This window comes from Bradyrhizobium sp. Gha (genome assembly GCF_900113735.1).
Taxonomy (GTDB): domain Bacteria; phylum Pseudomonadota; class Alphaproteobacteria; order Rhizobiales; family Xanthobacteraceae; genus Bradyrhizobium.
In genome coordinates this window covers 26,446-44,850 of sequence record NZ_FOQM01000031.1, presented here as the reverse complement: position 1 = coordinate 44,850, position 18,405 = coordinate 26,446, and the positions used below count along the sequence as shown (strand labels likewise).

The following is an 18,405-nucleotide window of genomic DNA, read 5'->3' as shown; positions in this document are numbered from 1 at the left end:
CATGCTGACGTGTTTCGAAAAGCGGCGAGCATCCGGGCTACAAAGGCTTCGTTCTGGAAAGCTCTTCCAGCATAGCCATCGCCTCGTGGGCGCGATCGGTAGGCACGAAGAGTGATCGTGATGAAACGGCCGACACGGCGTTCACGCTGAACCCGGCTGCGGCGAGACGCGTGGTTATGGCTGCCAGGTAGCCCACGGCATCGAGTGCGGAGTGAACCGTCAGCGTGATCAGGCGCGAGGGGAGCGCGTAAGGCAATCCGGCCGCTTCGGCTTGCTCGCGCGATATCACCAGCGTTGCTCCTTCGCGTTCGCGGAACGTCAGTATCGGGCTGATGAAGGCGGGAATGCTCGCGCTCGGCGCAATCGTGCAAAACACGAAGATGCCGTCCAGCATCTCCGGCTTCATGTTCTGCAGCAGTGCATCAAGATCGCGCTCGCCTGTCATCATCCCAGCCCTCCAGCCGCGCGAGCGGCTGTGGGAGCGACGACCAACATACCTTTGTATATCCCCTCCAATCCTTCTCATACGCCGATCTTACCCTGGTAGAATTGAGCGACGGCCGGAGATTCTTACAATTTGAATCCAGTCGGGTCATCACGAGGAGCTCAATGAACATCGTCATCCAAAAGCTCAACGGCTTGTGGCACCTCATCGTCGGGTCTTCTCAGATACGGACTCCGTTCCTGGAGACGCAGGATCGGCAGCTGGTCGTTCGTTACGCCAGGCGCGTCTATCCGGGTGCGCTCATCTTCGAAGGCGACTGAAGTCGAGCGGGACGCGGTGACTCCTGCGCCTTCTCCGGTCCGTCATAGGCGATGCCGCGGATGACGGCGGCGCTGCCGAACTTCTTGCGCAGGCTGTCCACCGCGCGCTCGGCGTGGGCGGCGCGGCGGTCGAGCATGTCGGTGTCGTCGGCGGGGGAGCCGTCGCGCAGGGCGCTGACGCCGGCGCCCATCAGGCGAAACGCGGTGCCGTCGATCTCCTTCGCCAGCATCTCGCGGCAGATCGAGAAGATCTTTGTAGCGAGCTGGGTCGGTGCCGCAATCGACTGCGAGCGGGTGCGCTGGCGGAAATCGGCGGTTTTCAGTTTCAGCGTGACGGTCGAGCCCGCAACCTCGCTGCTCTTGAGCCGCGACGACGTCCTCTCGCACAGCCGCCACAGGATCTTTTCCAGCGACGCGAAATCACTTATGTCGGTCTCGAACGTCGTCTCGCTCGAAATGGTCTTGGCGCCGCGGTCAGGCTCGACGCGGCGATCATCAATACCGCGCGCGAGCCGCCACAGCCGGCGGCCGTCACTCGGAAACTGCCGCATCAGCTCGATCTCGTCGGCCTTCTGAAGATCGGCGATGATGCGGAAGCCGCGCTGCAGAAGGCGTTCCTGCGTCGCCGGCCCGACGCCAAAGATGAAGCCAACGGGCTTTTCCGCCAGCATGATGCGTGCTTCGTCCTGATCGAGCGCGGCAAAGCCGCGCGGCTTGTCGAGATCGGAGGCGATCTTGGCCAAAAACTTGTTGCAGGACAGGCCGACCGAGACGCTGATGCCGACGTCGCGCTCGACGTTGCGGGCGAACCGCGCCAGCACCTTTGCCGGGATCATGCCGTGCACCCGCTCGGTGCCGGAGAGATCGAGAAAGGCCTCGTCGATCGAGAGCGGCTCGACCAGCGGCGTCAGCGCCTGCATCGCCTGCCGCACCTCGCGGCCGACGCGGACATACTTGGCCATGTCAGGCGGGATCACGGTTGCATGCGGACAGGCTTCCAGCGCCCTGAACATCGGCATGGCCGAGCGCACGCCATAGGTGCGCGCGATATAGCAGGCGGCCGAGACAACGCCGCGTTTTCCGCCGCCGATGATGACGGGCTTGTCGGCGATGTCGGGATTGTCGCGCTTCTCGACCGTCGCATAGAAGGCGTCGCAATCGACATGGGCGATCGTCAGGCTCGCGAGCGTGCGGTGCCGGACGAGGCGAGGGGAGCCGCAGGCGGAACAGCGCCGCCCGCCGATATCCAGATCAGCCAGGCAATCCCGGCAGAAGCACCGAGGCCCGGCCGGGTCGGGGAGGGTCACGGCACGTCGCGCTCCCAATTGGGATCGCCGAGCGCATCGCCCAGCACCTGCCGCGCTGCGGCAACGTTGGTCGGATGCAGTTCCGACGCCTTGGCAAAGGCCTTCACGGTGTCGTCATCGCGCAGCACGAAATCGAGCACGCTGAGCAGGAAATTCGGGTCCGATGCGGCGTTCCGGAGCGTCTCCGGGCCGACCCCTGTCTCGGCCAGGAACAGGCCCAGCCGCTCAGGGTCGCCCGCAACAAAGGACAGCGCCTGAATCGCAACGATTTCAGCGACTTCGCGGGGGTTGTGAACAGGCTTTTTCACGGGCCCGGTTTGCCTTTCCGTTAACTTTCGGTGTCTACTTTGGACTATGCCCGAGTCTCGAGGCTGAGTCTCGGGGTTGAGTCTTGCTGGCCAGACAAGCAACTGGAAACCACATCGCAGAAAGTGGCCCCTTGGGTTTAACGAAACTCAAGCGAATTCGAGGCTAGTTTGAATCCAGTTTTCGAAGCGCCGGAAAGCGGCGCCTGAGGCGTCACATGCATCGGTCTTTGGGACCAAACAGGAGGGCGGGATGGCTAAGACCGTCCTGATCGTGGAAGACAACGAGCTCAACATGAAGCTCTTCCGCGACCTGTTGGAGGCCCACGGCTATCAGACGTCAGGCACCAGCAACGGCTACGAGGCGCTCGACCTCGTGCGCAAGATGCGGCCCGATCTGGTGCTGATGGATATCCAGTTGCCGCAGGTCTCGGGCCTCGAGGTGACGCGCTGGATCAAGGACGATCCGGAGCTGCGCGCCATTCCCGTCGTCGCGGTCACGGCGTTCGCGATGAAGGGCGACGAGGAACGCATCCGCGAGGGCGGCTGCGAAGCCTATTTGTCCAAGCCGATCTCGGTCGGCAAGTTCATCGAGACGGTCCGGCGTTTTATCGGATAGGAAGTGAGTTCACAGTGTCCGCGCGTATCCTTGTCGTCGATGACGTTCCAGCCAACGTCAAACTCCTCGAGGCCCGACTCTCCGCCGAATATTTCGACGTGATGACCGCCTCGAACGGCACCGAGGCGCTGGCGCTGGCCCGCCGCGCCGAATGCGACATCATCCTGCTCGACGTGATGATGCCTGACATGGACGGCTTCGAAGTCTGCCATCGCCTCAAGACCGACCCGGCCACCCACCACATTCCCGTCGTGATGGTCACCGCCCTCGACAGCCCGTCCGACCGCAATCGCGGCCTGGAAGCCGGCGCCGACGACTTTCTCACCAAGCCCGTCTCCGACGTCGTGCTGATCGCGCGCGTACGTTCGCTGACGCGGTTGAAGATGATGACCGATGAGCTGCGCATGCGCGCCATCACCTCGCTCGAGATCGGCATGCAGGCGCCCGAGCGCAGCGCCATCGCCGATGCAGGCAAGGGTGGCCGCATCCTGCTGGTGGACGACCGGCCGTCCTCCTACGAGCGGCTGGGGACGATCCTCGCCGCCGAGCACACCATCGACGTCGAGCCCAATCCGACGGAAGCCCTGTTCCATGCCGCCGAGGGCAATTACGATCTCCTGATCGTTTCGCTCGACCTGAACAATTTCGACGGGCTGCGGCTCTGCAGCCAGGCCCGCTCGCTGGAGCGCACGCGCCACGTGCCGATCCTGGCGGTTGCGGAGGCGGAAAACTCCACGCGGCTGCTGCGCGGCCTCGAGATCGGGGTCAACGATTACCTGCTGCGCCCGATCGACAAGACCGAGCTGCTGGCGCGCGCCCGCACCCAGATCCGCCGCCGCCGCTACACCGATCATTTGCGCGACAACGTGCAGAATTCGATCGAGATGGCGATCACCGACGCGCTCACCGGCCTGCACAATCGGCGCTACATGGAGAGCCATCTGGCGACGCTGGCCGAGCAGGCATCCGCCCGCGGCAAGCCGCTCGCGCTGATGATCCTGGACATCGACTATTTCAAGTCGATCAACGACAATTTTGGCCACGACGGCGGCGACGACGTGCTGCGCGAGTTCGCGGTGCGCGTGCGCAAGTCGATCCGCGGCATCGATCTGGCCTGCCGCTATGGCGGCGAGGAGTTCGTCATCGTGATGCCGGAGACCGATCTCCACGTAGCCGGCATGGTCGCCGAGCGGCTGCGGCGCTCGATCGCGGGCGAGCCCTTCGCAATTCACAAGGGCACCAAGCGCGTCGAGGTCACGATCTCGATCGGGCTGACCACGCTGGAGCAGAAGGGCGAAGCGGTCGCCGACGTCCTCAAGCGCGCTGATACCGCGCTGTACCGTGCCAAGCACGACGGGCGCAATCGCGTGGTGTCGCAGGCGGCGTGAGGCCACAAACTTCGCCGTCATTCCCCGCGAAAGCGGGGAATCCCGTACGCCGTGGCTTGTCGGCCAGAACCTCACTGTCTCTGGAATACTGGATCGCCCGCTTTCGCGGGTGATGACACCGAGAGGTGCGGCGACGGTGATTACTGTCGCGGCCGCTTGCCCTTCACGGGCTTCGCTGCCTCATCGCCCACGTCCACGCCGGCATTCCGCAGCAGCACCTTCGCCGCCTCCTTCGCCGCGCGGGCCATGGCGGGATCGTCACGCACCAGATCCTGCGCGATCGAGCCGTCGACCAGCAGCACGAGTTGCGTCGCGAGCGCGTCCGCATCGGCAACACCAAGCTCGTTCAGCCGCTCGCGAAACCAGACCCGGCGGCTTTCCTTGAAGGCGATGGCGATCTTCTTCACCGCGCGGTCTGTCGGCCCGAGCTCGGCGACCGCATTGACGAACGGGCAGCCGCGAAAATCCTTCGCTGCGAAACGCCGCTCGAGCGAATCGAAGGTGCCGAGAATCTGCTCGGCCGGCGGCTTGTCGGAGGGGCGGGCGCCGACGAAGCGACGCTCCAGATAGGCCGCGATCAGCGCGTCCTTGGAGGGGAAGTGGTTGTAGAGCGTGCGCTTGGAGATGCCGATCTCGGCCGCGATGGTGTCGACGCCGATGGCGCGAATGCCTTGCAGATAGAACAGCCTGTCGGCGGTCTGAAGGATCCGCTCTTTCATCGTCTGTGGTGCGGGCGGGGGAGCCATGCGTCGACAAATATCCTCTTCGCTTGACAGCACCCGTCACCTATAGACTAATTACACAGGTCTGTGTAACCAAAATTATCGCGAAATGCAGATGCCGGCGCGCGTTCAGCGCCCACGAGGGAGACCAAAATGCCCCTGTTGCAGGTCCTGCGTCCGGCCTTGCCGATCCTGATCGGCGCCTCGATCATGCTGACGCTGAGCATGGGGTTGCGTCAGTCGCTCGGCATCTTCATGCAGCCGCTGACGCACGACATCCACCTCTCGGTGTCGGACTTCACGCTGGCGCTGGCCGTGCAGAACCTCGCCTGGGGCTTTCTCCAGCCGCTCGCAGGCGCAATGACGGTGCGCTTCGGCTTTCGTCCCATCATGATCGTGGGCGCGCTGATGTACATCGCCGGCCTCATTCTGATGGCGACGGCGAACGGCCTCGTCAGCATCATGACCGGCGCAGGCGTGCTGATCGGCACCTCGCTTGCCTGCACCGCGGCCGCAATCGCGATGTCGGTGGCGGCGCGCGCGGTGCCCGCGACGGTGCGCTCGACCGTGCTCGGCATCGTCTCCGGCGCGGGCTCGCTCGGCGCGCTGTTGTCGGCGCCGATCGGGCAGATGCTCAACGAGGGCTTTGGCTGGCGCATTGGGCTCGCCGGCTTCGTCGTCATGTCGGTGCTGATGATCCCCGCCGCCTGGTACGCCGGCCGCGTCGACGCCATTCCGCTGCCCAAGCCCGCCGTCGACGACATCGGCGACGCCACGGCCGCGTCCGTCGCGAGGGCCGCCTTCGGCAATGTTTCTTTCGTGGTGATGACCTGTGCCTATCTCGTCTGCGGCATGCAGCTCGTGTTCCTCACCACGCATCTGCCGTCATATCTGGCGATCTGCGGTCTCGATCCGATGCTGAGCGCGCAGACGCTCGGCATGATCGGCGGCTTCAACGTGCTGGGCTCGCTGTTCTTCGGCTGGGCCGGCCAACGCTGGAACAAGCTGGCGCTGCTCGGGGGCATCTACATCCTGCGCTCGCTCGCGCTTGCCTGGTATTTCATGCTGCCGGCGACATCGTTCTCGACGCTGCTGTTCGGCGCCATCATGGGCTTTCTCTGGATGGGCGTCGGCCCGCTGGTCGCCGGCGCGGTCGCGGAGATGTTCGGCCTGCGCTGGCAGGCCATGATCCAGGGCCTTGCCTTCATGAGCCACCAGATCGGCAGCTTCCTCGGCGCGTACGGAGGAGGGCTGATCTACGACGCGCTCGGCTCCTACAGCCTGGCCTGGCGCATCGGCGTGGCGCTCGGGCTTGCCGGCGGCATCATCCAGGTCGCGTTCGCGCTGATCAGGCCGGCGCCGCCGCCGGCACCGGTGCTGCGGACGGCGTAGCGACGACTCGACAGCAGCCGCTCCAATCGCGCCTATCGCGGACGCGGGCCGCGGTCCGGATGAGGCGGCCGTTGCGCATAGGGGTTCAGCAGGCACATCGCGGCAAGGCCCACAGTCTCGGCCTGACACTGTTCCCACGAACCATATCGGCACGAAATCCAGCTGACACCGCCCCTTTTCCACTGCTGAAGGCAAACCGGATCGTTGCCACCGAAGCGTTGAGCTCCAGCTGGCGTGGGCGCGGACATCATGATGCAAATGACGAGCAGAAAGGGAAGGGCGCGCATGACGTGACTCCGACGATTTGCAGATCCTGCTTCGGAACCGCGGACACAGAGAGTCCCTGCCGCCACGGCAATCATACTTCGGCACGCCCGCGCAGCAAAGGACGTGCAATGAGGTGCACTCCGTGACCAACTGTCGTTGCGCGCATGGCTGCCAGCGTTGCAAACGAGTGATCCGCATCATATCGTTGACGGTCCGACGCCGTCCTCACGGCCAATCTTCGGGAGCCAGCAAGCATGAATGTGGTCTCAGCGCCCAGTGGGATCAATCGTCCTCGAGGGCGTGTCGAGGTCGCATCTGCATGGCGAGGCGCGGAGATGAAGGCAAACCCCGATGGATGGTTGATCTCGCTTGGAGCCAGCGATATCGCGGAGCTCGAGACCGCGGCTGAATCATACCTTGGTCGGAGCAAGAAAATCGCCGACATCACGAAGGACAGCTTTCCGCTCCCTCACTTCGGCGCGCATCTGGACGATCTCAGGAGGAAGCTGCTGGTCGGGCTGGGCTTTGAAGTCATACGCGGCCTTCCGGTCGCAAAATACAGCCAGGAGTTTGCCGCGACGATCTTTTGCGGGGTGGGCGCCCATCTCGGATCGGCACGCTCCCAGAATGCGGCGGGGCACATTCTCGGTCACGTCCGCGACACGGGCGCCGATGCCAGGGATCCGAACACGCGGATCTATCAGACGTCGGAAAGGCAAACATTCCACACGGATTCGTCCGACGTGGTTGGACTGTTGTGCATTCGCGAGGCGATGGAGGGCGGCGAGTCCCTTCTCGTCAGCACATCCACAATCTACAACGAGATGTTCGACAGGCGTCCCGATCTTGCCGCCCTGTTGTTCGAACCAATCGCGACGGACCGGCGCGGCGAGGTGCCGGAGAACGAAAAGCCATATCTGCAAATCCCGGTGCTGAATTGGCATGCGGGGTTTCTGACCGGGTTCTATCAGCGTCAGTATATCGACAGTGCGCAACGCTTCGCCGATGCGCCGAGATTGACGCCTGCTCACATCGAGGCGCTCGATCTCTTTGACGCGCTGGCAAATGATCCCGATCTGCACTTTGGCATGCGGCTTCAGCCGGGGGATATGCAGTTCGTCTACAATCATGCCTTGCTGCATGACCGGACGGGATTCCGCGATTGGCCCGATGCGGGCCGGAAGCGTCACCTGTTGCGCCTTTGGCTCAGCATGGAAGGCGACCGGCCGCTGCCCGATTGTTTCAGGGAACGCTACGGTTCGATCGAAATCGGCAATCGCGGCGGCATCATCACCAAAGGCACCAGCCTGAACGTGCCGTTGGATTGAAATTCGGAATCGGGCCCCAGCCCGGCGCGGCACCGCGCCTCCACCAGAGCGGAAACGAAAACGGGGCCCAGAAGGACCCCGCAAAACTCTTCGACGCTTTGGCCGATCTTACTTGATCTTGGCTTCCTTGAATTCGACGTGCTTGCGCGCGACCGGATCGTACTTCTTCTTGACCAGCTTGTCGGTCATGGTGCGCGAATTCTTCTTGGCGACGTAGTAGAAGCCGGTGTCGGCCGAGGACACGAGCTTGACCTTGATGGTGACCGCTTTGGCCATGTTCTGAACCTCAGAAAATTGGGGAATCTGGAGCCGGCCAAACGGCCCGCGTTGGCCGGCAACCTAGCCAGAAACCGCCTGATGTCAAGGTTTCGAAGCGTTTTCGAGCGAAGCGGGCACCGGTTCGCGTGAAGAAAACGCGTCAAAACAACAACCTAGAGCCCCGGACGGGGCTCCAGGGCGGAAAACCACCCAAATCGGGCCGATTACCCCTCGAAGAAGCGGTTTTTCGGCCGGGGGAGGCCGAGATTCTCCCGCAGCGTGGCCCCTTCATATTCTTTCCGGAAAATCCCGCGGCGCTGCAGCTCCGGGACCACCTTGTCGACGAAATCGTCGAGGCCAGCGGGCAGGAACGGGAACATGATGTTGAATCCGTCGGAGCCGCGCCCGACCAGCCATTCCTCCATCTGGTCGGCGATGGTTTTCGCAGTGCCGACGAAGGAGAGCCCGCCATAGCCGCCGACGCGTTGGGCGAGCTGACGCACGGTGAGCTTGTCACGCCTGGCGAGGTCGACCATGCGCTGCCGGCCGCTCTTGCTGGCGTTGGTCTCGGGGATGTCAGGCAGCTGTCCATCCGGATCGAAGCCGGAGGCGTCGGTGCCGAGGACGACCGAGAGCGAGGCGATGGCGCTGTCGTAATGCACGCGGCTGTCGAGCAGGGCGCGCTTCTCCCTGGCCTCGTCGACGCTATCGCCGACCACGACGAAGGCGCCGGGCAGGATCTTCAGGTGCTCGGGATCGCGGCCGATCTTTTCCATGCGCCCCTTGATGTCCGCATAGAGCTTTTGTCCGTCGGCGAGGCTGCCGCCGCCGGTGAAGACGGCTTCCGCGGTCTCTGCGGCGAGCTGCCTGCCGTCCTCGGAGGCGCCGGCCTGCACGATCACGGGCCAGCCCTGCACGGGGCGCGCGATGTTGAGCGGGCCGCGGACCTTCAGATATTTGCCGTGGTGGTCGAGCACATGCATCTTCGCGGGATCGAAGAACAGCCCGCTCTCGACGTCGCGGACGAAGGCATCGTCCGCGAAGGAATCCCAGAGGCCCGTGACGACGTCATAGAACTCGCGGGCGCGCTTGTAGCGCTCGGCGTGCTCCATGTGATCGTCGAGGCCGAAATTCAGCGCTACGTCCGGGTTCGAGGTGGTGACGATGTTCCACCCCGCACGTCCCCCGCTGAGATGGTCGAGGGAAGCGAAGCGGCGGGCGACGTGATAGGGCTCGTCGAACGTGGTCGAGCCCGTCGCGATCAGGCCGATCCGTTCGGTGACCGCCGACAGCGCCGAGAGCAGCGTGAATGGCTCGAACGAGGTGACGGTGTGGCTGCGCTTGAGCGCGTTGACCGGCATGTTCAGCACCGCGAGGTGATCGGCCATGAAGAAGGCGTCGAACTTGCCGGCCTCGAGCTTCTGGATCAGCGTCTTGATGTGGCCGAAATTGAAATTGGCGTCCGGCCAGGCCCCGGGATAGCGCCAGGCGCCGGTGTGGATGCTGATCGGGCGCATGAACGCGCCAAGCTTGAGTTGCCGTTGTGCCATCGCGCCGTGGTCCGTTCTTGATGTCGTTCGCAAACACATAGGCACGCGGGGGAACTGCGCCATTGGGATGGCTGAGAAGAATTTTTTGTTTTTCGCGACAGGCTCAGCACAATCGCGTCATTGCGGGGCGCCTCGCCGCGGCGAGGGGTGGTCGGTCGAACCAATCCGCCGCTCGTGCCGACCAAGCCGTGACCTTCGCTTCCGAGGAGACTTTTCATGGCAGACGCAATGACCCTGGACGGCAGCATCATCCGGATCGACCGGCCGATGCCGTGGTTCGGCCGACTGCTGTCGCTGCCGTTGTTGGCGGCGAGCGGCTATCTGCTGTGGAATGTCGCGCTCGGCCTGCGCCAGGATTTTTTGGGCTTCGGCCGGCTTGCCGACGATCTCGTGCCGGTGCTGGTGTTTTCCGGCCTCGGACTGCTCATCGGCGTCCCCGGCCTGATCCTGCTGACCTTCCGCACCTTCGTCGTGCTCAACGAGACGCTGCGCCAGATCGTCGTCACCAGGCAGTTCGGTCCGCTGAACTTTCGAAAGTCCCGTGATCTCGCCGACTATCACTTCATCAGCATCACGGACGATTACGATCCCGAATTGACGACCTACGACGTCAATCTCTGCGGCGACAAGGGCACCGAGCCGATCACGCTTCAGAGTTTTACCAGCCGCGAGGAGGCGGACAGGCTCGCGAGCGAGATCGGCCGCGTCCTCAAGCTGCCGGCGCGCGACTATGTCGGCACCGAGCCTGATGACGACGACGCGCGCTGATCAGCTCAAAACATCCTTCTGCATCCTGCCGCCGTAGAAATGGAAGAACGGCACCGGTGCGTCGTGGCGCAAGGGGCCGGTGGCAAGGCGCGTGTGCAGCTCGTTGAGCACGTTGCGTGTCATGGGATGGAGATCCGCGAGTGGCTTCGAGCCGAGCTCGACCCACACCAATTCGACCAGTTCGGCATCCGCGTGGATCACGCCCTCGACGCGATGGGTGATCGCGGAGGCATCCGCGGTGAAGAAGCGCGTATCGAAGCGCTTGACGCGGCCGGGCGGGGTGATCGCGCGCGCGATCAGGAACAGGCTGGATGGATCGGGCAGCAGGCCCGCATCCGCGAACGGTTTCCAGGGGCCTTCGAGTTTTGCTTTCCCCTCGCTCTTGCGTCCGAGGCAGAGACCGGTCTCCTCGCAGGCTTCGCGGATGGCGGCCACTGCCAGCGATTTTGCGCGCGAGGCCGGCGTCTTGGGGCTGCCCTTGGCGAGATTGGCTTCCAGTTCGGTGGTGATGGGGGCCGCACAGGGCACGCGATAATCGTCCTTGTCGACGCGGCCGCCCGGGAAGACGAATTTTCCGGGCATGAACACCACCTTGTCGTGGCGCTTGCCGACCAGCACCTTCGGAACGGTGCCGCTGCGGTCGACCAGGATCAGCGTCGCCGCATCCCTCGGGCGGAAATAGGGATGATGATCGGCTTCCTTTTCCTCGTGGACTTTCGCCTTTTCGGCTGTCTGCGCCGTATCGCTCATATCCTCACCCAAACTGTTCTTGCTTGTTGTGCTTACACGGGCGGAATACCATCCGGCGGGTTCTCGTCAAACCCGTGCATGCGCAGAGCCCATTGCAAGCCGACCACGGCTCCTTTCACCGGCTGCAACAGCCCAAGCGACGCAAAGAAGGTGAATGGCAGATAGGCGACGTATGTCAGCCAGGCCGGCGTCGTGTAGTTGGTCTCGATCCAGAGGATCGTCGGCACGGTGATGTGGCCGACGATGACGATCACGAGATAGGCGGGCAAATCGTCGGCGCGGTGCGGCGTGAAGTCGAGTCCGCAGGACGGGCAATTGTCCGCCGTCTTCAGGAAGGCGCGGAACAGCTTGCCTTGGCCGCAACGCGGGCAGCGGCCGCGAAAACCGCGTTTCATGGCCGTCCAGAGATCGCGCTTCTCGACGAGGCCGGTCTCGCGTGTCCAGATCTTCGGGACTGTGCTCATGGTCACCATGCCTTGCCCTTCTTGCCTTTGCCCTTGTTCTTTCCCTTGTTCCTGCCCTTGTTCTTTTCCTTGCCCTTCTTCGCATTGCCGGGCTTTGGCGGCTTGCGCTTTCTATCCGGGCTGCGGCCGGGATGCGCCTTGAGCGAGGGGCGGCGTTGCGGGCCTGCTTGCCGGCGATCGCGCGGGCTCGTCTCGCTGGATGACGACAGCAGCTCGAAGCGCAGCGCGCCTGCGATCGGGGCCGCTTCGACCAGTCGGACCTCGACGACATCGCCGAGCTGGTACATGGTCCGGCTGCGCGTGCCGACCAGCGCGTGGCGGCCCTCGTCATAGTTGAAATATTCCGTGCCGAGGGATCGGATCGGGATCAATCCGTCGGCGCCGGTTTCCGCGAGTTTGACGAAGAGCCCGGCGCGGGTGACGCCGGAGACGCGGCCCTGGAAGCTCGCGCCGATGCGTTCGGCGAGATGATGCGCGATCAAGCGATCGACGGTCTCGCGTTCCGCCTTCATCGCGCGCCGCTCGGTCAGCGAAATGTGCGCGGCGACTTCGGCGAGGGTTTCCGCCGTCTCGCTGTCGGGCAGGGCGCCTTCGCCAAGCCCGAGCGCGCGGACCAGCGCGCGGTGCACGACGAGATCGGCATAGCGGCGGATCGGCGAGGTGAAATGCGCATAGCGGCGCAAATTCAGGCCGAAATGCCCGTAATTCTCCGACGAGTATTCCGCCTGCGCCTGGGCGCGCAGCACCACCTCGCTCACCAGCGGGAAGTGGTCGTGGCCCTCGAGCTGCGCCAGCACACGGTTGAACAGAGCCGGGCGCAGCGCACCGCCCTTTGCGAAGTGGACGTCCAGCGTTTGCAGGAATTCCGCGAGCGCGTGGACTTTTTCCAGCGTCGGCTCGTCATGCACGCGGTAGATCAGCGGGAGCGATTTCTTCTCCAGCATCTCGGCGGCCGCGACGTTGGCCAGGATCATGAACTCCTCGATCAATCTGTGCGCGTCGAGCCTGTCAGGCACGACGACACGGTCGACGGTGCCGTCGCTCCTCAGCAGGATCTTGCGCTCGGGCAGATCGAGGTTGAGCGGATCGCGCTCGTCGCGCGCGCGCTTGATGCAGGCGTAAGCCGCATAAAGCGGCTTGAGGATCGGATCGACCAGCGGACCGGTGGTGTCATCGGGCCGTCCGTCGATCGCGGCCTGTGCCTGTGCGTAGCTCAGCTTGGCGGCCGAGCGCATCAGGATGCGGTGAAAGCTGTGCGAGCGCTTGCGTCCGTCGGGCGCGATGATCATCCGCACGGCGAGCGCGCCGCGCGGCTCGCCCGGCACCAGCGAGCAGAGATTGTTGGAGATGCGCTCGGGCAGCATCGGCACGACGCGGTCCGGGAAATAGACCGAGTTGCCGCGGTCGAGCGCTGCGCGGTCGAGCGCGGTGCCCGGCCGGACGTAAAAGCTCACATCCGCGATGGCGACGTCGACGATGAAGCCGTCCTTGTTGTCAGGATCGGGATCCGCTTGCGCATGCACCGCGTCGTCGTGATCCTTGGCGTCAGGCGGATCGATGGTGACGAGCGGGACGTCGCGCCAGTCCTCGCGGCCTTTCAGGTTCGCGGGCTCCGCGGCCTCCGCCTCGCGCTCGGCGGCAGAAGAGAATTGCAGGGGGATATCGTGGGCGTAGATCGCGATCAGGCTGATCGCTTTCTCGGACTTGACCGAACCGAGCTTCTCCTTGACGCGGCCGGACGCCAGCCCAAAGCTGCGGGTGCGAACGATGTCGACGCTGACGAGATCGCCGTCCTGCGCGCCCTTCGTATCGGCTGCGGCGATGTTCAGCTCGCGGTCGGCAGCCTTCTTGTCGACCGGGACCAGTCGCCCGCCGCCTTCGGGCAGGCCGCGGAATACGCCGAGGATACGGCTCCTGGTCTTGTCGAAGACCTTGATGATGTGGCCGCGATAGGCCGGTCCTTCGCTCTCGTTGGTCGGTTCGACCCGCAGCAGCGCGCGGTCGCCAACGCCGGCCGTCGTGCCGGGCTTCGGCCGGCGCGGCATGACGATGAGGATTTTTGGTGGTTCGCCGCCCTCGACCTCGTCCCATTCGGTGGGGGAGGCGATCAGCTCGCCGTCAGCGTCGCGGCCGGTGATGTCGGCAACCAGCGTCGGGGGAAGTGCGTCCGGCTCCGAGACCGTATGGCGCTTCTTCTTGATGGTGCCGTCGTCGGCGAGCTCGCGCAGCAGGCGCTTGAGCTCGATGCGATCGGCGTTCTTCAGGCCGAACTCGCGCGCGATGTCGCGGGTCCCGACCTTTCCTGGATGTGCCTTGATGAAGGCGACGATGGCTTGCCTGTCGGGAAAGCCACGGTCATTCTTGCGTTTCACTTAACCTCTAATTGGTGCCGGCACTCTTCTTGGCCGGAGCTCTGGTGGCGCCTGCCTTGGTCGGCGACGTCTTGACTGCTGAAGTCTTGGCCGTCGACGCCACGCCTGCGCGCGCCTTGCTGGTGGATTCAGTTTTGGTCTTGGCCGCTTTCTTCGCGGCCGGTTTCGTCTTCGGTGCGGTGTCGTCGCCAGTCTTTGCCGCAGCCTTCTTGGCCTTGGCCGGCTTCGCGGCATTCTTCGCCGTTTTGGCTTTGCCGCCGCCCTTGGCCGCGCGCTCGTCGATCAGTGCGATCGCCTGCGCGAGCGTCACCGTGTCCTTTTCGAACTCGGCCGGGATCGTCGCGTTGACGCCGCCCGCCGTGACATAGGCGCCGTAACGGCCGCTCTTCACGGTGACGGTGCCGAGTGTCGGATGATCGCCGATCGCCTTGCCGGGATCAGAGCCAAAGCGGCGGCTCGGGCCCTTGGCGACCTTTTCCGCGATCAGCGTGACGGCGCGGTTGAGGCCGATGTCGAAGACTTCGTCGCCGGCCTCGAGGCTGGCATAGGTCTTCTCATGCTTCACGAACGGCCCGAAGCGGCCGAGGCCTGCCGTGATCGGCTGGCCTGTCTCGGGATGCTTGCCGATCTCGCGCGGCAGCGACAGCAGCTTGAGCGCAAGCTCGAGCTCGACATCGCCGGGCGAGGTGCCCTTCGGGATGCCCGCGCGCTTCGGCTTCTCGCCTTCCTCGTAATCCTTTTGCTCGCCGAGCTGGATGTAAGGGCCGAAGCGGCCGGCCTTGACCCAGACATCGCGACCCGTCTCGGGATCCTGGCCGAGCGAACGATCGGCGGTGCTCTCGCCGTCGGCGGCGAGCTGACGCGTGTAGCGGCATTCCGGATAGTTCGAGCAGCCGACGAAAGCGCCGAACTTGCCGGCCTTCAGATTCAGCCGGCCGTTGCCGCAACTCGGGCATTGCCTGATGTCACCGCCATCCGCGCGCGGCGGATAGATGTGCTGCCCCAGCATGTCGTCGAGCACGTCGAGCACCTGCGCGACGCGCAGATCCTTGATCTCGTCGACGGCACCGATGAAGCCGGTCCAGAAATCCTTCAGAACCTGCTGCCAGGAGATCTCGTTGTTGGAGATGCGGTCGAGCTGCTCTTCCAGATTGGCCGTAAAATCATACTCGACGTAGCGGTTGAAGAAGCTTTCCAGGAACGCGACGACGACGCGGCCCTTGTCCTCGCCATGCAGGCGCTTCTTCTCCAGCTTGACGTAGCCGCGGTCCTTCAGCACCTGGAGGATCGAGGCATAGGTCGAGGGCCGGCCGATGCCGAGCTCTTCCATGCGCTTGACCAGCGAAGCCTCGGAGAAGCGCGGCGGCGGCTCGGTGAAATGCTGGGTGACGGCGAGCGATTGCCGCTTGATCGCCTCGCCCTGGCTCATCGCAGGCAGGCGGCGGGAATCCTCGTCCTCCTCGTCGTCGCGGCCTTCCTGATAAAGTGTCAGAAAACCGTCGAACTTGATGACCTGACCGGTGGCGCGCAGCTCCAGCGTGCGCCCGCCCGCCTTCGCCGTGATGTCGACGGTGGTGCGCTCCAATTCGGCCGACTCCATCTGGCTCGCGATGGTGCGCTTCCAGATCAGCTCATAGAGCTTGGCCTGGTCGGCATCGAGCTTGCGGCTCATGCTGCCTGGACGTCGCGAGAGGTCGGTCGGGCGGATCGCTTCGTGCGCTTCCTGGGCGTTCTTGGCCTTGGCCTGGTATTGGCGGGGCGCATCCGGCACGTAGGCATTGCCGTAATCCTCGCCGATCACCTTGCGTGCCTGCGTGATCGCCTCCGGGGCAATCTGCACGCCGTCGGTACGCATATAAGTAATGAGTCCGGTGGTCTCGCCGCCGATGTCGATGCCTTCATAAAGGCGCTGGGCGATGCGCATGGTGTGCGCCGGCGCAAAGCCGTATTTGCGGCTCGCCTCCTGCTGCAGGGTCGATGTCGTGAAGGGCGCCTGCGGATTGCGGCGCGCCGGCTTGGCGTCGACCGCCGTCACCGCGTAGGTCGCGAGCTCCAGCGCTTTCTTGAAGTCTTCCGCTTCGGCACCGGTTCCGATGTCGAGCCGCTGGATCTTCTTGCCGTCGGCGCCGACCAGGCGCGCCTCGAAGGCATCGCCGCGCGGCGTCAGCAGGGTCGCGATCAGCGACCAATATTCGCGCGGCACGAACTTCTCGATCTCGAGCTCGCGGTCGCAGACGAGGCGTAGCGCCACGGACTGCACGCGACCGGCCGACCGGGCGCCCGGCAGCTTGCGCCACAGCACAGGGGAAAGGGTGAAGCCGACCAGATAGTCCAGCGCGCGGCGCGCCATGTAGGCATCGACCAGCGCACCGTCGATCTGGCGCGGATGCTTCATCGCGTCCGTGACCGCCTGCTTGGTGATGGCGTTGAACACCACGCGCTCGATCTTCTGATCCTTCAGCGCGCGCTTCTCCTTCATCACCTCCAGCACATGCCAGGAGATGGCCTCGCCCTCGCGATCAGGGTCGGTCGCCAGAATCAGGCGGTCGGCGCCCTTCAGGGATTTGGCGATATCGTTCAGCCGACCGGCCGCCTTGGGGTCGACCTCCCAGATCATCTTGAAATTGGCCTCGGGATCGACGGAACCGTTCTTTGCAGGGAGGTCGCGGACATGGCCGAAAGAGGCCAGAACCTCGTAGGACGAGCCCAAATATTTGTTGATCGTCTTGGCTTTCGCCGGCGACTCCACAATGACGATATTCATGTAGTTCCAGTAACTTACGGGGAAGTATGGGGCCGAAATCGACAAGATTCGGGTCGGCCGTTTCGACCCGAACATGGGTGGTGAGGCGGGTCCTGTCAAATCGAGGGCTCTTGAAAGCCCCCGCAATGGGAAAAGTTTCATATCGGAAAAGTTGTGAAATACCACCTTTGAGTTGTGGCCGGTCTCGGCGTAGTGTTCCCTCGGCGCATGGATTTTCAGGTGGGGCAGGTGGCAAAGCCAGGAAAGAGACGGGCGCGCCCCGCATCAGGCGCGCAAAAAAGCTCGCGCAACGAGGAGCCGGGGGAGGGCGGCGTCGATGAAGCCGTCACTTTCATTTCCGAGCAGGTCGGTGCCTTGCGCAAGCTCACCGAGCGCCACGAGCTCGATGTGCTGCATTACCTTCTGGGGATGACCAAGCTCGAGGCCGACGAGCATTTACGCCTGCGGAGCAAGCGCAAGCTGTCGTGAGGAGTGGTGGGACGGCGAAAGGCTTTTGCTTGCTACTCATCAACCCGTCATCCTGAGTCGGGAGTGATGGGGCGCTCAGCGCCCCATCGGGAGCCTCGAAGGATGAACGGCCGAGATGCAGCGGGGCCGTCGCCCTTCGAGGCTCGTCCCGCTTTGCAGGACGAGCACCTCAGGATGACGGGGAGAGAGTCGAGCGCGCTGCTCTAAGCTCATTGCACAAGTCCTGACACGTCGTCATTGCGAGCGCAGCGAAGCAATCCAGAGTCCCTCCGCGGAAAGATTCCTGGATTTGCTTCGCTGCGCTCGCAATGACGCTGTGGCGACAGACGTGCTCCGTCACGCCGACCGTCGTCGCGGCGCGGGCCGCGGCTTCAGCATGGTGTCGTCGGTGCTGAGCAGTCGGCCGTCCTCGGCGCGCAGTTCGAGCTTCCTCACTGGGCGGCCCTTTGCGCGATCGACCAGGATCGTCGTGATCTGCTCGGGGTGATCGTCGAACTCCTCGCTCCATTGCCGGAGCGCGACGAGGATCGGGAAGAGGCCGCGGCCCTTCGGCGTCAGAAGATATTCAGAATAGGCGCTGCCGTCGGAGGCGGGGGCTGTTTCCAGGATGCGGTGATCGACCATGGAGCGCAGCCGCGCCGACAGGATGTTCTTGGCCATGCCGAGCTTGCTCTGAAACTCGCCGAAGCGGCGCACGCCGAACAACGCCTCGCGGATGATCAGCAGCGACCACCAATCGCCGATCGCTTCCAGCGATCGTGCGATCGGGCAGGCATCGCCCTCGAAGCTCGTTCGTTTCACCATCGTCTCAGGTCCTGTCGCGTTCGCCCGATTTCGGCGCCGATCACGTGCTTGTGTGGTTGCATCATAAAACCATATGGCCTAGATGGCAATCTAGTTTCATAATGAAACCACGGA

At 64.1% G+C, this 18,405-nt stretch carries 19 protein-coding genes; 7 read left to right on the top strand and 12 right to left on the bottom strand.

What is annotated here, in order from left to right:
- Window positions 1-37 precede the first annotated feature (37 nt).
- Complete coding sequence (locus BM222_RS29370; RefSeq protein ID WP_092236109.1) at window positions 38-445, bottom strand: ACT domain-containing protein; 408 nt, start codon at window positions 443-445, stop codon at window positions 38-40.
- A 164-nt stretch (window positions 446-609) separates the two neighbouring features.
- On the opposite strand from BM222_RS29370, the gene BM222_RS41410 reads away from it, so the two are divergent.
- Entirely contained in the window at window positions 610-765 is a 156-nt protein-coding gene (locus tag BM222_RS41410; protein WP_177243544.1) for a hypothetical protein, read from the top strand.
- Here BM222_RS41410 and BM222_RS29365 read toward each other — a convergent pair.
- Together BM222_RS29365 and BM222_RS29360 are read right to left on the bottom strand one after the other, a co-directional pair.
- The gene (locus BM222_RS29365) at window positions 732-2,072 is read right to left on the bottom strand and encodes a DNA polymerase IV (protein WP_092236005.1); all 1,341 of its coding nucleotides are present in this window, start codon (window positions 2,070-2,072) and stop codon (window positions 732-734) included. The genes BM222_RS41410 and BM222_RS29365 overlap by 34 nt on opposite strands.
- On the bottom strand, window positions 2,069-2,380 hold the full coding sequence (locus tag BM222_RS29360) for a DUF3572 domain-containing protein (protein ID WP_092236002.1): 312 nt from the start codon (window positions 2,378-2,380) through the stop codon (window positions 2,069-2,071). The genes BM222_RS29365 and BM222_RS29360 overlap by 4 nt, the downstream gene beginning before the upstream one ends.
- Before the next feature lie 250 nt (window positions 2,381-2,630).
- On the opposite strand from BM222_RS29360, the gene BM222_RS29355 reads away from it, so the two are divergent.
- Window positions 2,631-2,996, top strand: a complete 366-nt coding sequence (locus tag BM222_RS29355) for a response regulator (RefSeq protein ID WP_008566616.1) — start codon at window positions 2,631-2,633, stop codon at window positions 2,994-2,996.
- A 14-nt stretch (window positions 2,997-3,010) separates the two neighbouring features.
- A complete protein-coding gene (locus BM222_RS29350; RefSeq protein ID WP_092235998.1) occupies window positions 3,011-4,384 on the top strand; it encodes a PleD family two-component system response regulator in 1,374 nt (457 codons plus the stop codon).
- A 140-nt stretch (window positions 4,385-4,524) separates the two neighbouring features.
- Here the strand turns inward: BM222_RS29350 and BM222_RS29345 are convergent, their stop codons facing one another.
- On the bottom strand, window positions 4,525-5,130 hold the full coding sequence (locus BM222_RS29345) for a TetR/AcrR family transcriptional regulator (protein ID WP_092235995.1): 606 nt from the start codon (window positions 5,128-5,130) through the stop codon (window positions 4,525-4,527).
- Window positions 5,131-5,259: 129 nt separating this feature from the next.
- Here BM222_RS29345 and BM222_RS29340 point away from each other — a divergent pair, with 129 nt between their 5' ends.
- Complete coding sequence (locus BM222_RS29340; protein WP_092235991.1) at window positions 5,260-6,498, top strand: MFS transporter; 1,239 nt, start codon at window positions 5,260-5,262, stop codon at window positions 6,496-6,498.
- 32 nt (window positions 6,499-6,530) lie between these two features.
- Here BM222_RS29340 and BM222_RS29335 read toward each other — a convergent pair whose 3' ends face one another.
- The gene (locus BM222_RS29335) at window positions 6,531-6,785 is read right to left on the bottom strand and encodes a DUF3551 domain-containing protein (RefSeq protein ID WP_092235987.1); all 255 of its coding nucleotides are present in this window, start codon (window positions 6,783-6,785) and stop codon (window positions 6,531-6,533) included.
- Between the two features lie 234 nt (window positions 6,786-7,019).
- Between BM222_RS29335 and BM222_RS29330 the strand changes: the two genes are divergently transcribed.
- Window positions 7,020-8,093, top strand: coding sequence for a TauD/TfdA family dioxygenase (locus tag BM222_RS29330; protein WP_092235984.1), 1,074 nt, complete (start codon window positions 7,020-7,022; stop codon window positions 8,091-8,093).
- Between the two features lie 108 nt (window positions 8,094-8,201).
- On the opposite strand, the gene rpmG is transcribed toward BM222_RS29330, so the two are convergent.
- Both rpmG and BM222_RS29320 read right to left on the bottom strand, forming a co-directional pair.
- On the bottom strand, window positions 8,202-8,369 hold the full coding sequence (gene rpmG, locus BM222_RS29325; RefSeq protein WP_057756569.1) for a 50S ribosomal protein L33: 168 nt from the start codon (window positions 8,367-8,369) through the stop codon (window positions 8,202-8,204).
- Between the two features lie 206 nt (window positions 8,370-8,575).
- Window positions 8,576-9,901 (bottom strand): LLM class flavin-dependent oxidoreductase, encoded by a 1,326-nt coding sequence (locus tag BM222_RS29320; protein ID WP_092235980.1) that lies wholly within the window; start codon window positions 9,899-9,901, stop codon window positions 8,576-8,578.
- 216 nt (window positions 9,902-10,117) lie between these two features.
- Here BM222_RS29320 and BM222_RS29315 point away from each other — a divergent pair, with 216 nt between their 5' ends.
- Window positions 10,118-10,669: a hypothetical protein gene (locus tag BM222_RS29315; protein WP_092235976.1), complete on the top strand. Its 552-nt coding sequence runs from the start codon at window positions 10,118-10,120 to the stop codon at window positions 10,667-10,669.
- On the opposite strand, the gene BM222_RS29310 is transcribed toward BM222_RS29315, so the two are convergent.
- Genes BM222_RS29310 through topA form a run of 4 tightly spaced genes read right to left on the bottom strand, consistent with a single transcriptional unit; the run spans window position 10,670 to window position 17,019 of the window.
- The gene (locus BM222_RS29310) at window positions 10,670-11,419 is read right to left on the bottom strand and encodes an NUDIX hydrolase (protein WP_092235973.1); all 750 of its coding nucleotides are present in this window, start codon (window positions 11,417-11,419) and stop codon (window positions 10,670-10,672) included.
- A 32-nt stretch (window positions 11,420-11,451) separates the two neighbouring features.
- On the bottom strand, window positions 11,452-11,892 hold the full coding sequence (locus BM222_RS29305) for a DUF983 domain-containing protein (protein ID WP_092235970.1): 441 nt from the start codon (window positions 11,890-11,892) through the stop codon (window positions 11,452-11,454).
- On the bottom strand, window positions 11,886-14,255 hold the full coding sequence (gene rnr / locus BM222_RS29300; protein WP_092235965.1) for a ribonuclease R: 2,370 nt from the start codon (window positions 14,253-14,255) through the stop codon (window positions 11,886-11,888). Before rnr ends, BM222_RS29305 begins: the two co-directional genes overlap by 7 nt.
- Window positions 14,256-14,262: 7 nt before the next feature.
- Complete coding sequence (topA, locus tag BM222_RS29295; protein WP_092235961.1) at window positions 14,263-17,019, bottom strand: type I DNA topoisomerase; 2,757 nt, start codon at window positions 17,017-17,019, stop codon at window positions 14,263-14,265.
- Between the two features lie 228 nt (window positions 17,020-17,247).
- On the opposite strand from topA, the gene BM222_RS29290 reads away from it, so the two are divergent.
- Complete coding sequence (locus BM222_RS29290; RefSeq protein ID WP_092236107.1) at window positions 17,248-17,487, top strand: hypothetical protein; 240 nt, start codon at window positions 17,248-17,250, stop codon at window positions 17,485-17,487.
- A gap of 336 nt (window positions 17,488-17,823) precedes the next feature.
- Here the strand turns inward: BM222_RS29290 and BM222_RS29285 are convergent, their stop codons facing one another.
- Window positions 17,824-18,291 (bottom strand): winged helix-turn-helix transcriptional regulator, encoded by a 468-nt coding sequence (locus BM222_RS29285; protein ID WP_092235955.1) that lies wholly within the window; start codon window positions 18,289-18,291, stop codon window positions 17,824-17,826.
- Between the last annotated feature and the right edge of the window lie 114 nt (window positions 18,292-18,405).

Bases quoted from the DNA above. Each gene is read 5' to 3' on its own strand.
- BM222_RS29370 (WP_092236109.1), bottom strand. From the start codon at position 445: ATGACAGGCGAGCGCGATCTTGATGCACTGCTGCAGAACATGAAGCCG.
- BM222_RS41410 (WP_177243544.1), top strand. From the start codon at position 610: ATGAACATCGTCATCCAAAAGCTCAACGGCTTGTGGCACCTCATCGTC.
- BM222_RS29355 (WP_008566616.1), top strand. From the start codon at position 2,631: ATGGCTAAGACCGTCCTGATCGTGGAAGACAACGAGCTCAACATGAAG.
- BM222_RS29345 (WP_092235995.1), bottom strand. From the start codon at position 5,130: ATGGCTCCCCCGCCCGCACCACAGACGATGAAAGAGCGGATCCTTCAG.
- BM222_RS29340 (WP_092235991.1), top strand. From the start codon at position 5,260: ATGCCCCTGTTGCAGGTCCTGCGTCCGGCCTTGCCGATCCTGATCGGC.
- BM222_RS29335 (WP_092235987.1), bottom strand. From the start codon at position 6,785: ATGCGCGCCCTTCCCTTTCTGCTCGTCATTTGCATCATGATGTCCGCG.
- BM222_RS29330 (WP_092235984.1), top strand. From the start codon at position 7,020: ATGAATGTGGTCTCAGCGCCCAGTGGGATCAATCGTCCTCGAGGGCGT.
- rpmG (WP_057756569.1), bottom strand. From the start codon at position 8,369: ATGGCCAAAGCGGTCACCATCAAGGTCAAGCTCGTGTCCTCGGCCGAC.
- BM222_RS29320 (WP_092235980.1), bottom strand. From the start codon at position 9,901: ATGGCACAACGGCAACTCAAGCTTGGCGCGTTCATGCGCCCGATCAGC.
- BM222_RS29315 (WP_092235976.1), top strand. From the start codon at position 10,118: ATGGCAGACGCAATGACCCTGGACGGCAGCATCATCCGGATCGACCGG.
- BM222_RS29310 (WP_092235973.1), bottom strand. From the start codon at position 11,419: ATGAGCGATACGGCGCAGACAGCCGAAAAGGCGAAAGTCCACGAGGAA.
- BM222_RS29305 (WP_092235970.1), bottom strand. From the start codon at position 11,892: ATGGTGACCATGAGCACAGTCCCGAAGATCTGGACACGCGAGACCGGC.
- topA (WP_092235961.1), bottom strand. From the start codon at position 17,019: ATGAATATCGTCATTGTGGAGTCGCCGGCGAAAGCCAAGACGATCAAC.
- BM222_RS29285 (WP_092235955.1), bottom strand. From the start codon at position 18,291: ATGGTGAAACGAACGAGCTTCGAGGGCGATGCCTGCCCGATCGCACGA.